Annotated in this window: 15 protein-coding genes and 1 pseudogene; 8 read left to right on the forward strand and 8 right to left on the reverse strand. The window is 68.7% G+C overall.

Annotated features, from left to right (window positions below):
- Window positions 1-61 precede the first annotated feature (61 nt).
- The 4 genes from coaBC (at window position 62) to A8M77_RS18490 (ending at window position 2879) form a co-directional block, all read left to right on the forward strand.
- Window positions 62-1282 carry a bifunctional phosphopantothenoylcysteine decarboxylase/phosphopantothenate--cysteine ligase CoaBC gene (gene coaBC, locus A8M77_RS18475; protein WP_086922970.1) on the forward strand — a complete coding sequence of 407 codons (1221 nt, stop codon included), beginning with the start codon at window positions 62-64 and terminating at the stop codon, window positions 1280-1282.
- The gene (locus tag A8M77_RS18480; RefSeq protein WP_086922971.1) at window positions 1283-1735 is read left to right on the forward strand and encodes a hypothetical protein; all 453 of its coding nucleotides are present in this window, start codon (window positions 1283-1285) and stop codon (window positions 1733-1735) included.
- Window positions 1732-2178, forward strand: a complete 447-nt coding sequence (gene dut, locus A8M77_RS18485; protein ID WP_086922972.1) for a dUTP diphosphatase — start codon at window positions 1732-1734, stop codon at window positions 2176-2178. Before A8M77_RS18480 ends, dut begins: the two co-directional genes overlap by 4 nt.
- A 209-nt stretch (window positions 2179-2387) precedes the next feature.
- The gene (locus tag A8M77_RS18490; protein ID WP_086922973.1) at window positions 2388-2879 is read left to right on the forward strand and encodes a glycine zipper 2TM domain-containing protein; all 492 of its coding nucleotides are present in this window, start codon (window positions 2388-2390) and stop codon (window positions 2877-2879) included.
- A gap of 57 nt (window positions 2880-2936) precedes the next feature.
- On the opposite strand, the gene A8M77_RS18495 is transcribed toward A8M77_RS18490, so the two are convergent.
- Window positions 2937-3461 carry an FKBP-type peptidyl-prolyl cis-trans isomerase gene (locus tag A8M77_RS18495; protein ID WP_086922974.1) on the reverse strand — a complete coding sequence of 175 codons (525 nt, stop codon included), beginning with the start codon at window positions 3459-3461 and terminating at the stop codon, window positions 2937-2939.
- 14 nt (window positions 3462-3475) lie between these two features.
- On the opposite strand from A8M77_RS18495, the gene A8M77_RS18500 reads away from it, so the two are divergent.
- From A8M77_RS18500 to A8M77_RS18510, 3 genes are all read left to right on the forward strand, one after another.
- Entirely contained in the window at window positions 3476-4615 is a 1140-nt protein-coding gene (locus A8M77_RS18500) for a JmjC domain-containing protein (protein WP_086922975.1), read from the forward strand.
- Complete coding sequence (locus A8M77_RS18505; protein WP_086922976.1) at window positions 4605-5111, forward strand: hypothetical protein; 507 nt, start codon at window positions 4605-4607, stop codon at window positions 5109-5111. The genes A8M77_RS18500 and A8M77_RS18505 overlap by 11 nt, the downstream gene beginning before the upstream one ends.
- A 98-nt stretch (window positions 5112-5209) precedes the next feature.
- Window positions 5210-5461, forward strand: a complete 252-nt coding sequence (locus A8M77_RS18510; protein ID WP_086922977.1) for a hypothetical protein — start codon at window positions 5210-5212, stop codon at window positions 5459-5461.
- A gap of 52 nt (window positions 5462-5513) precedes the next feature.
- Here A8M77_RS18510 and A8M77_RS18515 read toward each other — a convergent pair whose 3' ends face one another.
- The 6 genes from A8M77_RS18515 to A8M77_RS18535 form a co-directional block, all read right to left on the reverse strand.
- Window positions 5514-6293: an MBL fold metallo-hydrolase gene (locus A8M77_RS18515; protein ID WP_086922978.1), complete on the reverse strand. Its 780-nt coding sequence runs from the start codon at window positions 6291-6293 to the stop codon at window positions 5514-5516.
- Window positions 6294-6306: 13 nt separating this feature from the next.
- Entirely contained in the window at window positions 6307-7386 is a 1080-nt protein-coding gene (bamC, locus tag A8M77_RS18520) for an outer membrane protein assembly factor BamC (protein WP_086922979.1), read from the reverse strand.
- A gap of 118 nt (window positions 7387-7504) precedes the next feature.
- The gene (gene dapA / locus A8M77_RS18525; RefSeq protein ID WP_086922980.1) at window positions 7505-8395 is read right to left on the reverse strand and encodes a 4-hydroxy-tetrahydrodipicolinate synthase; all 891 of its coding nucleotides are present in this window, start codon (window positions 8393-8395) and stop codon (window positions 7505-7507) included.
- A gap of 59 nt (window positions 8396-8454) precedes the next feature.
- Window positions 8455-8997, reverse strand: coding sequence for a class I SAM-dependent methyltransferase (locus A8M77_RS18530; protein WP_238136874.1), 543 nt, complete (start codon window positions 8995-8997; stop codon window positions 8455-8457).
- On the reverse strand, window positions 8994-9134 hold the full coding sequence (locus A8M77_RS36880; RefSeq protein WP_238136871.1) for a hypothetical protein: 141 nt from the start codon (window positions 9132-9134) through the stop codon (window positions 8994-8996). The genes A8M77_RS18530 and A8M77_RS36880 overlap by 4 nt, the downstream gene beginning before the upstream one ends.
- A 10-nt stretch (window positions 9135-9144) precedes the next feature.
- Window positions 9145-10362 (reverse strand): MFS transporter, encoded by a 1218-nt coding sequence (locus tag A8M77_RS18535; RefSeq protein WP_086922982.1) that lies wholly within the window; start codon window positions 10360-10362, stop codon window positions 9145-9147.
- A gap of 153 nt (window positions 10363-10515) precedes the next feature.
- Between A8M77_RS18535 and A8M77_RS18540 the strand changes: the two genes are divergently transcribed.
- Complete coding sequence (locus A8M77_RS18540) at window positions 10516-12492, forward strand: DNA topoisomerase IV subunit B (RefSeq protein WP_086922983.1); 1977 nt, start codon at window positions 10516-10518, stop codon at window positions 12490-12492.
- A 139-nt stretch (window positions 12493-12631) separates the two neighbouring features.
- Here the strand turns inward: A8M77_RS18540 and A8M77_RS18545 are convergent.
- Window positions 12632-13195, reverse strand: a pseudogene (locus tag A8M77_RS18545) (ferritin-like domain-containing protein); the annotation flags it as partial.
- Window positions 13196-13206 lie beyond the last annotated feature (11 nt).

Genomic DNA, 13206 nt, shown 5'->3' on the forward strand with positions numbered 1-13206 from the left:
CTCCATGGCCTCGAAGGCGAAGGGGCACCCTGCGGGTGTGGGGCTGATACATTGCCGGCTTATGCAAGACCTCGCCGGCAAACACATCGTCATGGGCCTCACCGGGGGCATCGCCTGCTACAAGTCGGCCGAGCTGTGCCGGCTGCTGGTGAAAGGCGGCGCGACCGTCCAGGTCGTGATGACCGAGGCGGCGACCCAGTTCATGACGCCGGTGACCATGCAGGCGCTGTCGGGCAGGCCGGTCTACCTGTCGCAATGGGATGCGCGCGAGCCCAACAACATGCCGCACATCAACCTGAGCCGGGAGGCCGACGCGATCGTGCTGGCGCCGGCCAGCGCGGACTTCATCGCCCGGCTGGTGCAGGGCCGCTCCGACGAGCTGCTGAGCCTGCTGTGCCTGGCGCGACCGATCGACCGGGTGCCGCTCCTGATCGCGCCGGCCATGAACCGCGAGATGTGGGTGCACCCCGCCACCCAGCGCAACCTGCGGCAGGTGGATGCCGACGGCGCCCGCGTGCTGGGCGTGGGCAACGGCTGGCAGGCCTGCGGCGAGACCGGCGATGGCCGAATGCTCGAGCCCGAGCAGCTCTACCAGGAGATCGTGGCCCGGTTCCAGCCCAAGGTACTGGCGGGGCGGCAGGTGGTGGTCACGGCCGGGCCGACCTTCGAGGCGATGGACCCGATCCGCGGCATCACCAACCATTCCTCGGGCAAGATGGGCTTCGCGATCGCGCGTGCGGCGCGCGAGGCGGGGGCCGACGTCACGCTGGTGGCGGGGCCGGTGCACCTTCCCACGCCGCGCGGCGTCGTCCGCATCGACGTGCAGTCGGCCCGGCAGATGCTGGAGGCCAGCCTGCAGGCCACGCAGAATGCATCGATCTTCGTCGCCACGGCGGCGGTGGCCGACTGGCGGCCCGCCGCGCAAAGCGAGCACAAGATCAAGAAGGACGGCAGCGGCCAGGTGCCGGTGCTGCACTTCGTGGAGAACCCCGACATCCTGCTCACCGTGGCGCAGAGCGAGCGCGCCCGTGCGGGCAGGCTCTTCTGCGTGGGTTTCGCCGCCGAGAGCGAGAACCTGGTCGCGCATGCGCGCGCCAAGCGCGAGCGCAAGGGGATTCCGCTTCTGGTCGGCAACATCGGCCCCCTGACCTTCGGGCAGGATGACAACAGTCTGCTGCTGGTCGATGCGCAGGGCGAACGCGAGCTGCCCCGGGCGCCCAAGCTCGCGCTGGCGCGTGAGCTGGTGGCCGAGATCGCGGCGCGGCTGCCCGGGAGTGCCTGATTGGACCATCAGCAATGGAACACGCCGCCGAACGGCGATTTCGCGCGCTATGTCGAGCAACTGAGCGCGCGGGCGGCCCAGTCCCGGAGGCCGGGGCAGGAGGGTGACCACCAGCTCGACGTCGGCATGACGCCAGCGCCAGAGGTCCAGGCCCAGCCCGGGGCCGTGCCAGGGATGCAGGCGCCGGTGCGTCCGGCGGCAGCCGTCGCGGGCCTGGGCCGCAACCTGATCAAGGGCCTGGCCCTGGCGTGGCTTCTGGTGCTGGTCGTGCTGCTGGCGGCCGGCGCGCCCCTGAGCATCGTGATCCTGTTGTTCGGCGGCGGCCTCTGGCTGGCCCACAAGCTGCGCCGCGTGCTGCTGCCGCCGGGCATCGAGAACTGGAAGCAATGGCTGGAAGAAGCCGCGAAGAAGCAGCAACAGTTGCAGCAACAACGAAAGAACCATTCCAAGTGAAAGTCGACGTCCGAATCCTCGATCCCCGCATGCAGGACCAGTTGCCTGCCTACGCGACCCCCGGCAGTGCCGGCCTGGACCTGCGCGCCTGCCTCGACGAGCCCGTCGCGCTCGCGCCCAACGGCTGGCAACTGGTGGGCACCGGCATCGCCATCCACCTGGCGGACCCGGGTTACGCCGCGCTGATCCTGCCGCGCTCGGGGCTGGGCCACAAGCACGGCATCGTGCTGGGCAACCTGGTGGGCCTGATCGACAGCGACTACCAGGGCGAGCTGAAGATCAGCGCCTGGAACCGCAGCGACACCCCGTTCGTGCTGCAGCCGATGGAGCGGCTGGCTCAGCTGGTGATCGTGCCGGTGGTCCAGGCGCAGTTCCGGGTGGTGGCCGAATTCCCGCCCAGCGAACGCGGCGAAGGCGGCTACGGGTCCACCGGCAAGCATTGATATCGAACCCGAAACGCCGCCTGTAGGCCCCCTCCTGCGGGGCCTCCGGTGTGTTGCTCACAGGTAAAGATCGGGAACCGGCAACGGGTGCTTCGCGTCGAAGATTTCAACATGGGGTCCCTGGTCATCTGGGCCGGCGCGCAGCGCGTTAGTGGGGCACATGGAGAGCGCGTCCCCGCGCCGAGCCTGTTACGAGGAGTACACACACCATGAAAATCCCGACTCGTCCTTTCGCCATTGGCGCTTCCGTTCTCGCGCTGGCCGCGCTGAACGCCTGCGTGGCACCCCAGCCGGTCTACCAGACCTCGCGCTACCCCTACCAGCCCACTTATCCGGTGAGCCAATCCGCCTACGTGGAATACGGCCACGTCGCCAACATCGAGGTGATCCGCAGCCAGACCTCCGGCGCCGGCACCTCGGGCGGCGGTGCGGTGGCCGGCGGCGTGATCGGCGGGGTGGTCGGCAACCAGATTGGCCATGGCAGCGGACGGGCCGCCGCCACGGCCCTCGGCGTGATCGGCGGCGCCCTGCTGGGCAACAGCGTGGAGGCGAATGCGAATGCGCCGCGCGTCTACGAAAGCTACCGCGTCTCGATCCAGACCGACAACGGCGCCTACCGTTCGTTTGACGTGCCGAGCCCGGGCGACCTGCGCATCGGCGATCGCGTGCGCATCGACGGCGGACAGATCTCTCGCTTCTGAACGGCGAGTGCCAGAAAAAAGCCGGGCATTGCCCGGCTTTTTCGTTGTCGATGCCGCTCAGTGCAGCGTGTCATTGCCCGGCGCCATCGTGGATACCTTGAAGAATCCCGTGCCGGCCGTGCCGCGGCCGATCTCCTCTTCAGTGGCTTCGCGAACGGATCGCACCGTCAGATCCAGCCGCAGCGCGATGCCGGCCAGCGGATGGTTGCCATCGAGCACCAAGTGCTCCGGATAGATCTCGCTCACGGTGTAGATCGTGTCCTTGGGCATGTCGGCGTTCACGCCCGCCGGTAGCGCGGCGCCGTCGAAGGTCATGCCTTCCTCGACGCCCTCGGGGAAGAGCGAGCGCGGCTCCAGGAAGAGCAACTGGTCGTTGAAGTCGCCGAAGGCCTGCTCCGGCTCCAGCTGGATCTGCACGCGCGCACCCGGCCCGTGACCCATCAGGGCGGCTTCGATCGCGACGAAGAGGTCGTCGCCGCCGACCAGGAACTCGACCGGTTCCTCGAGCACGTCCAGCACGTCGCCGAGGGTGTCCTTGAGCGTCCAGGTCAGGCCGACCACGCATTGTTCAGTGATTTCCATACGAGAATTCTCCCATGGAGATCGATCGACCGATGGCTTTGCTGGGTGGCCTCAGCGCCTCGCAATTCATGCGGCGGCACTGGCAGAAGAAGCCCCTGCTGATACGCCGGGCCATTCCCGACATGGTGCCGCTGCTCGCACGCGAGGAGCTGTTCTCGCTGGCCGGCCGCGAGGAGGTGGAGTCGCGGCTGATCCGGCACGGCAAGACGGGTTGGACGCTCAGGCACGGGCCGCTCCCACGCCGAGCCCTGCCTTCGCCGAAGCAGCCTGCCTGGACCCTGCTGGTCCAGGGGGTGGACCTGCACCACCAAGGCGTGCATGAACTGTTGCAGCAGTTTCGTTTCGTGCCCGATGCGCGGCTTGACGACCTGATGATCAGCTACGCCGGCGACGGAGGCGGCGTCGGCCCGCACTTCGACAGCTACGACGTGTTCCTGCTGCAGGCACAGGGGCGTCGGCGCTGGTCCATCGGCAGGCAGCGCGACCTGCGCCTGGAGCCCGGCCTGCCGCTCAAGATCCTGGCGCACTTCGAGCCCGAGCAGAGCTTCGTACTCGAGCCTGGCGACATGCTCTACCTGCCGCCGCGCTACGCGCACGACGGCGTGGCGGAGGGTGGCGATTGCATGACCTATTCGATCGGCCTGCGCGCACCGGCGGCCGCCCCGCTGGGCGCTGACCTGCTGGCCCGCATCGCGGAGGCCCAGGCCGAGGCCCTGCAGGACGCGCCGCCGGGCGCGGCCGTCCACTACCGCGACCCGGCGCAATCGGCCGTGTCCGGCCCGGCCGAGATGCCGGCCGCGCTGCAGAACTTCGCGCGCGAGGCCGTGCTCGCCGCGCTGCGCGATCCCGATGCGATCGCCCGGGCGCTCGGCGAATCGATGACCGAGCCCAAGCCCACCGTCTGGTTCGAGCAGGGCGCGGCACCTGCCGAGCTCCACGGCGTGGCGCTGGACCGCCGCACGCGCATGCTCTACGACGCGCGCCATCTCTACATCAACGGCGAGAGCTTCCGCGCCTCGGGCCGCGATGCGCGGCTCATGCGCCGCCTGGCGGACCAGCGTGCGCTGGACGCGCGTGATCTCGCCGCGGCGAGCGAGGACGCGCGCGCGCTCCTGGAGGACTGGTGCGAAGCGGGGTGGCTGCATGCCGAATGACGAATCCGTGGCCGATGGACTGCCCGATGGGGCCTTCGACGGACGCCGTGCCTTCGAGGCACACGTGCACGCCGCGCTGGCCGCCGCCGCGCGCGAGAACTGGCGCGAGATCGTGTTGGCGGATGCCGACTTCGCCGACTGGCCGCTGGGCGAACGGGCGACGGCCGAGGCCCTGCAGGCCTGGTCGGGCGCCGGCCGCGGTTTCGTGATGCTGGCGCAGCGCTTCGACGTATTCGAGCGCGAGCATGCGCGTTTCGTGCACTGGCGCCGGATGTGGAGCCACATCATCGACTGCCGGGCCTGCGACGGACCGGGACTGCCGCAGGTGCCTAGCGGCATCTGGACGTCGGGCTGGTTCCTCTCGCGCATCGATGCGCAGCGCGTGCGCGGTGTCTGCGGCCGTGACCCGGGGGGCCGCCGTGCATTGCGCGAACGCCTGGAAGAGTGCCTCCGCCACGCGAGGCCCGCATTTCCGGCAACGACATTGGGCTTGTAAGCCAATGCCGCGAATCGCAAGGGAAGAGGCTGTGCAGTCAGGGTAGAGGTCTAGAATTTTTTCTTTGAGACCTTCGTCCAGATCAAAGGAGCCCTGTAATGAGAAAGTCCGTCCTGCTCGCCTCGTTGACCGTTGCTGTGGCGCTCGCTGCCTGCGGCAAGAAGGAGGAGGCCGCGCCGGCCGTCGTGACCCCACCGCCTGCTGCCGTCACGCCCGCACCGGCACCCGCACCTGCTGCGCCCGATACGTCGTCTGCGGCACCTGCTCCATCGCCCGGCGCGCAGTCGGCGCTGGACGCGGCGAACGCTGCCACCGATGCGGCCAAGAAGAAGGAAGAGACCAAGCAGTAATCTGCGAAGCCCGAAGGCCGCCCTCGCGAGGGCGGCTTTTTTCATTGCAGGTTCACTGCAATGCAAGCCACGGCGACCCCTCGGCCGCGGTCGCGGTCAGCATCTCGTCCTCAGCGGCGCAAAGCGCTTCGGCCATCGCACGGCGGACAATCTCGGGCCGGTTGTTCTGCAGGCTCAGGTGTGCGGCCAGCACGTGCCGCATGCCCCCATGGTGCAGTGCGCGCGCGATCGCTGCAGCCGCATCGTTCGACAGGTGCCCGTAGTCGCCGCCGACGCGGCGCTTGAGGACATAGGGGTAGGCCGAACGCGACAGCATCTCGCTGTCGTGGTTGAACTCGAGCATGAGTGCATCGAGTGTCGCGAGGCGGGACAGCACGTATGGCGTCGCATGCCCGAGATCCGTCAGCACCCCCAGGCTGTGCGCGCCGTCGCTCAGACGCAGCTGCAGCGGCTCGCGCGCATCGTGCGGCACGGTGAAGGGCTGGATGAGCAGATCGCCGACCACGATGTCCACGCCATCGCGCGCGAAATGCACGCGCCCTTCGAAATTGCGTTCGCCGTTGGCCCGCCAGGTGCCTTCGCTCATCCAGACCGGAATGCGTTCTCGTCGCGACAGCGCACGCGCGCAACCGATGTGGTCGCCATGCTCGTGGGTGATGAAGACCGCATCGATGTCGCAGGCCGCAAGCCCTGCGCCTGCGAGGCGCACGTCCAACTGCTTGAGCGCGAAACCGCAATCGATCAGGAGCCGCGAGACGCGGCCCCCGCTGGTCGCCTCGACCAGCGTGGCGTTCCCGGTGCTGCCGCTGCCCAGACTGCGAAAACGCAGCATGCCCGGGCGGCGCTCAGCGCAGGTCGTCCGCGATGACCTGGACGATGCGCTGCGCGTTCGCGGACGTTTCCGCTGCGCCGCTGTCGCTCTGCACCGACACCGTGCTCGCCTCGCCCTGGCCCTTGACCAGGATGCGGTACTTCAGCGGCGCCTCGGTCTTGCTGGAGCTGAACATCTTGGCGAAGAAGCCCGGCTCCTTCTTGTCGGGGTTGGGCGCCACGTAGCGCACGAAATAGACGCCGGCGGCGCGGTCGCGGTCCTCGACGGTGAAGCCGGTGCGGTCCAGCGCCAGGCCAACGCGGCGCCATGCGCGGTCGAAGTTCTCATTGATCTGGACCACAGGCTGGCCCTCGACGGTGGCCACCCGGGCCGTGCGTGCCGGCGCGGTGGTTTGCGCGATCAGCTTCGACTGCTCCTGCGAGACGCCCAGCTTCACCATCAGGCGGCGCAGGAATTCGGTCTCCAGCTCGGGATCGCTGGGGCGCGGCTGCCAGACGGTCTGGTCCTGGCGCGCGTTGTTGTAGACCTCCTGCATGCCGCGGTGGCTGACGAAGATCTCGGTGCCGCCGCTGGCGTTGCGCTCGATGCGGGTGCGGAAGCGGTCGAGCTCGCCGGTGGAGTAGATCGCGTCGACCAGCTTGCCCAACGTGCCGCGGATGATGTCCTGCGGCAGCTTGGCGCGGTTCTCTGCCCAGTCGGTTTCCATGATGCCGAGGTTGCGCTGGTCGGTGGTCAGCAGGAAGCCGTTCTCCTGCCAGAAATCCTTCACCGGCTCCCAGAGCTGGTCAGCCGGGCGGTTGACCACGATCCAGCGCTGCGTGCCCGAGCGCTCCATCCGCACGTCGCCCATGTTGAGCACCGCCGTAGGAATGCCCGGTGCGTTCGCGACGCCGGCCTGGTAGGCATTGGCCGAGACCGCGTTGCCGGGGATGGCGTAGCGGTTCTCGCGCGACAGCTGGGTCAGGTCGGGCGGGACCTCGAGCGAAGGGGCCTTGCCGGCGCTCTTGTAGTCGATCTTGTCGCTCTCGAGGACCGAGCAGGCGGCGAGGCTGGCGACCAGGGCCAGCAGTGCAAGTCGCGGAATGGTTTTCAACGTCGTCTTCCTAGGGGGATGTTTGGCGCAATCGTCGGGCCGCAGCGCCGTCCATCAGAGCGCCGGCCTTGCAAAAGGTTTGCCGGAGTTCGTGTACGGCAGGTAAAGATGAAGAAGGTCAGTCCTTGAGCAGGCCGCTGGCACGCAGGGCGGATTCGACCACGGGGCGGGCGGACTCGGCGAGTTCGGTCAGCGGCAGCCGCAGCGCCCCGCCGCACAGGCCCATGCGGGCCATGGCCCACTTCACCGGGATGGGATTGGGCTCGACGAACAGGTGACGGTGCAGCGGCATCAGCTCGAACTGGATCTGCATCGCACGCTTCACGTCACCGGCGATGGCCGCCACGCACAGCTCGTGCATCTTGCGTGGTGCCACGTTGGCCGTGACGCTGATGTTGCCCTGGCCGCCGCACAGCATCAGGGCCACCGCGGTCGGGTCGTCGCCGGAATAGACGGCGAAGTGCTTCGGCACGTCGCGGATCAGCCACTGGGCGCGCTCGATGTTGCCGGTGGCCTCCTTGATGCCCACGATGCCGGGCATCTGCGCCAGGCGCAGCACCGTGTCGTGCGCCATATCGGCGACCGTGCGGCCGGGCACGTTGTAGAGCACGATGGGCAGGTCGCCCACCGCCTCGGCGATGGCCTTGAAGTGCCGGTACTGGCCTTCCTGCGTGGGCTTGTTGTAGTAGGGCACCACCTGCAGCTGCGAATCGGCGCCCACGCCCTTGGCGAACTTGGCGAGCTCGATCGCTTCCTGGGTGGAGTTGGCGCCGCAGCCGGCCATCACGGGCACGCGGCCCCGGGCCTGTTCGACGGAGACGCGGATGATCTCGCAGTGCTCCTCGACGTCGACCGTGGGGGATTCCCCGGTGGTGCCGACCACGCCGAGGCAGTCGGTGCCTTCGTCGATGTGCCAATCGATCAGCCGGCGCAAGGCGGGATAGTCGACGCTGCCGTCGTCGTGCATCGGCGTGACGAGCGCGACGATGCTGCCTGTCAGTTGCTCCAAGGGGGTCTCTTCGTAGGTTGCCGGAAAGCAGTCATTCTACTAAGTGGCCCAGCCCCGGCTCAGAGGGGGTAACGCGGAGGTGCTAAGTCGGCTCCCGACGCCTCCCGGACCGCCGCGATGCGCTGCACGAAGCGATCCGGCGCTGGCAGGAACCCGTCCTCGTAAGCGACCACCCGCAGGTGGGTGCAGGCGGCCAGCAATTCGCCCGGTTGCAGCAGGAAATCCGGCCGGGAGGGCTTGCCGACGCTCTCGTTGCCCGCCGCGAAGGTTTCGTAGAGCAGGACGCCGCCCGGGGCAACCGCCGCCACGATGTCGGGCAGGCGATCGCGCCACAGGTAGTTGGTCACGACCACCACGCCGAAGGACTGGCCGGCGAAGGGCCAGAGCCCATCCTCGATGTCGGCAAGCACGGTCCGGCCGAAGCGCGACGCGGAGGCCAGCGCTTCGGGCGACCGGTCCACCCCGGTCGCCGAAAGGCCGCGCTCGGCGAACCAGCGCATGTGGCGGCCGGCGCCGCAGGCGACGTCGAGCACGCTGGCGCCCGGGGCTGCCAGGTGCGACCAGCGGGCGATCCACGGGGAGGGCGAGAGGTCGTGGTTCAGAAGCAGGCCCAGAGCTGGTCGACCAGCGTCACCAGGAAAGCTGGCCGGGTGTAGAGGGCGAACACGGCCAGCAGCGCCAGCGTTGCCGCGCTCAGCCATCCGGCCCGGACGAGGTGATGGCGGATGCGCGGCTGCATGGAGGCTTCCTCAGGCTGGTTGGGCGGCAGGGCGCGCGATCGCGCCTTCCTTGACCGGCAGGTTGACCAGGGCGGCGAACACGCCCAGCGCGATCGCGATGTACCAGACGATGTCGTAGCTGCCGGTGGTGTCGTAGAGGTAGCCGCCCAGCCAGACGCCGAGGAAGGAGCCCACCTGGTGGCTCAGGAACACGAAGCCGCCCAGCATCGACAGGTGCGCCACGCCGAAGATCTGGGCCACGATGCCACTGGTCAGCGGCACGGTGGACAGCCACAGGAAGCCCATCACGGCGGCGAACAGGTACACCGACAGCGGCGAGATCGGGGCCAGCAGGAACACCGCGATGGCGACCGCGCGTCCCAGGTAGATGGCCGCCAGCAGCTTGCGCTTGGCCAGCCGGGCGCCGAGCTCGCCCGCGATGTAGGTACCGAACACGTTGAACAGCCCCACCAGCGCCAGCGCGTAGCTCGCCACTTCGGGCGAAAGCCCCCGGTCGCGCAGGTAGCTCGGCAGGTGCACGCCGATGAAAACGACCTGGAAGCCGCAGACGAAATAGCCGGCCATCAGCAGCACGAAGCTGGGATAGCGGAAGGCCTCGCGCAGGGCCTGCATGATGGTCTGGTCGCGGTGCGCGAGCGGGGTGGCGCCGTGACGCGGCTCGCGCAGGCCGAAGGCGAGGGGCACGATCACCAGCACCATCACGGCGAGCACCAGCAGCGCGCTGTGCCAGCCCAGTCCGGCGATCAGCCGGCCTTCCACCGGCACCATCAGGAACTGGCCGAAAGAGCCCGCAGCGGCAGCCACGCCCATGGCCCACGAGCGCTTCGCGACCGGGACCTGCCGCCCGATCACGCCGTAGATCACCGCGTAGGTGGTGCCGGCCTGCGCCGCGCCGATCAGGATGCCGGCGGTCAGCGCGAACGTGAAGGGCGTGGGCGACAGCGCCATCCCGGCCAGCCCGAGCGCGTAGAGCACGGCACCCGCCACCAGCACCCGGAAGGCGCCCCATTTGTCGGCCAGCATGCCGGCGAAGACACCGATCACGCCCCAGGCGAGGTTCTGGATCGCGAGCGCGAGCGAGAAGCTCTGTCGGGTCCATCCGTTCTCCTGCGTGATCGGCTGCAGCCAGAGCCCGAAGCCGTGGCGGATGCCCATTGAGAGCGTAACGATCATGGCGCCGCAGAAGAGGACTTGCTTGAGGGACAGCGGCTGGTGCGAGGGGTGCATCCGGACGAATGTATCCAAAAGAGCAAGCCCGCGTCGGCAGGGTGCGACGGGCATTGTTGATATTTCGGCCCGCCGCTGATGCGCTCCGGTCATCAGCGTGGCTCTGTATGCCCATACAGTTTTTTGCGCGTGCCACGCATACAATCCGCCCCCATGGCGACTCCCAGCAAGACTCCCCCGGCTTATTCGGAAGGCTCGATCCGCGTGCTCAAGGGCCTCGAGCCCGTCAAGCAGCGCCCGGGCATGTACACCCGCACCGACAACCCGCTGCACATCATCCAGGAAGTGCTGGACAACGCCGCCGACGAGGCGCTGGCCGGCTACGGCAAGAAGATCAAGGTCACGCTGCACGCCGACGGCTCGGTCAGCGTGGAGGACGACGGCCGCGGCATTCCCTTCGGCCTGCATCCCGAGGAGAAGGCACCGGTGATCGAGCTGGTCTACACCCGGCTGCACGCGGGCGGCAAGTTCGACAAGGGCGCCGGCGGCGCCTACAGCTTCTCCGGCGGGCTGCACGGCGTGGGCGTGTCGGTGACCAATGCGTTGTCCAAGCGCCTGGAGGTCCAGTCCTTCCGCGAGGGCTCGGCCGCGCACATCGCCTTCGGGGGCGGCGACGTGACCGAGCCGCTCCAGGTCCGGCCGATCGACAGCGGCGAGCGCCGCCAGGGCACCACGGTGCGCGCCTGGCCCGATGCCAAGTACTTCGAATCGGCCGTGCTGCCGGTGGGCGAGCTCACGCACCTCCTGCGCAGCAAGGCCGTGCTGATGCCGGGCGTGACCGTCACGCTGGTGGTCGAGAAGACGAAGGAGACGCAGCAGTGGCTCTACAAGGGCGGTCTGCGCGACTACCTGATGCAGACGCTCAACGCCGATCCGGTGATCCCGCTCTTCGAGGGCGCAGGCCATGCCGACAAGAACGCCGACAACTTCGCCGAAGGCGAGGGCGCCGAGTGGTGCGTGGCCTTCACCGAGGAAGGCCAGCCGGTGCGCGAGAGCTACGTCAACCTGATTCCCACCAGCGCCGGCGGCACCCACGAGAGCGGCCTGCGCGACGGCCTGTTCAATGCCGTGAAGAGCTTCGTCGAGCTGCATTCGCTTTTGCCCAAGGGCGTGAAGCTGCTGCCGGAGGACGTGTTCGCACGCGCCTCCTACGTGCTCTCGGCCAAGGTGCTGGACCCGCAGTTCCAGGGCCAGATCAAGGAGCGGCTCAACTCGCGCGATGCCGTGCGCCTGGTCTCCAGCTTCGTGCGCCCGGCGCTGGAACTGTGGCTCAACCAGCACGTCGACTACGGCAAGAAGCTGGCCGAGCTGGCCATCAAGGCCGCGCAGACGCGCCAGCGCGCCGGCCAGAAGGTGGAAAAGCGCAAGGGCTCCGGCGTGGCCGTGCTGCCCGGCAAGCTCACCGATTGCGAGAGCAAGGACACGGCCCACAACGAGGTCTTCCTGGTCGAGGGCGACTCCGCCGGCGGCAGCGCCAAGATGGGCCGCGACAAGGAAAGCCAGGCCATCCTGCCGCTGCGGGGCAAGGTGCTCAACACCTGGGAGGTGGAGCGCGACCGCCTTTTCGCCAACACCGAGATCCACGACATCTCGGTGGCCATCGGCGTCGACCCGCACGGGCCCGACGACACGCCCGATCTCTCCGGTCTGCGCTACGGCAAGATCTGCATCCTGTCCGACGCCGACGTGGACGGCTCGCACATCCAGGTGCTGCTGCTCACGCTCTTCTTCCGCCACTTTCCCAAGCTGATCGACACCGGCCACGTGTATGTGGCCAAGCCGCCGCTCTTCCGCGTCGATGCGCCGGCGCGCGGCAAGAAGCCGGCCTCCAAGATGTACGCACTCGACGAAGGCGAGCTCACTGCCATCCTCGACAAGCTGCGCAAGGACGGCGTGCGCGAGGGCGCCTGGACCATCAGCCGCTTCAAGGGCCTCGGCGAGATGAGCGCCGAGCAGCTGTGGGAAACCACTCTCAACCCCGACACCCGCCGCCTGCTGCAGGTGCGCCTGGGCCGCTTCGACCTGCAGGGCACGCAGGGCGAGATCACCAAGCTGATGGGCAAGGGCGAGGCCGCGGCGCGGCGCGAGCTGATGGAGCTGCGGGCGGATGACGTCGAGGTCGACGTCTGAAATGACGCTCTCCCCCAGGCTCCCCCACTTCGTGTGGTCCGCCAACCCCCTCACCGGGGGCAACACCAGCGGCCCGGCAAAGCCGGTTCCGCGAAGGATGTTGCTCTCCCCCAGGCTTCCCCACTTCGTGTGGTCCGCCAACCCCCGCGCCGGGCACCGGCGCCTCGCCCAGCGCCTGGCGCAGCACCGCCCAGTGCATCGCCTCGTCGCCCAGGATGCTGGCCGCGGCCTTGGTCAGCGCGCGGTCGTCGAAGAGCGGCACCGCGCCCAGGTAGGCGCTGACCGCGCCTTGCTCCAGCTTGGCGGCGAAGCGCAGCACGTCGGCCTGCGACTTCAACTGCGCGGTCGGGAAGTCGTACTTCGTCTTTACGGTCACGGCCTTGCCCCCGAGCTTCTCGACGGTGGCTGCGAGCAGCGCGGCATGCGTCCGGTGATGGCCCTGGAAGGTCACGGCCAGGTCGAGCACCGGCTTCTCGAGCAGCTTGCTCTCCGCGCCGACCTGATAGGCGGCGATGGCCTCGTACTCCGAGCCGAGGGCGGTGTTGAAGATCTGCACGTCGCCGGCGCCGTCGCCCCCGGCCTTGGCGGCCAGTGCGTCCTGGCCCGAAAGCAGGGCGATCGCCGTGCCCGAAAGCACCAGCCCCGAGCGGCCGAGGAAGAAGCGCCGCGCGGCGACGGGCGTGGGTGTCCGAAGGAAGGACATGGTGGTCTCCT

The organism is Variovorax sp. JS1663 (genome assembly GCF_002157355.1).
In the GTDB taxonomy this organism is placed as follows: Bacteria; Pseudomonadota; Gammaproteobacteria; order Burkholderiales; family Burkholderiaceae_C; genus Variovorax.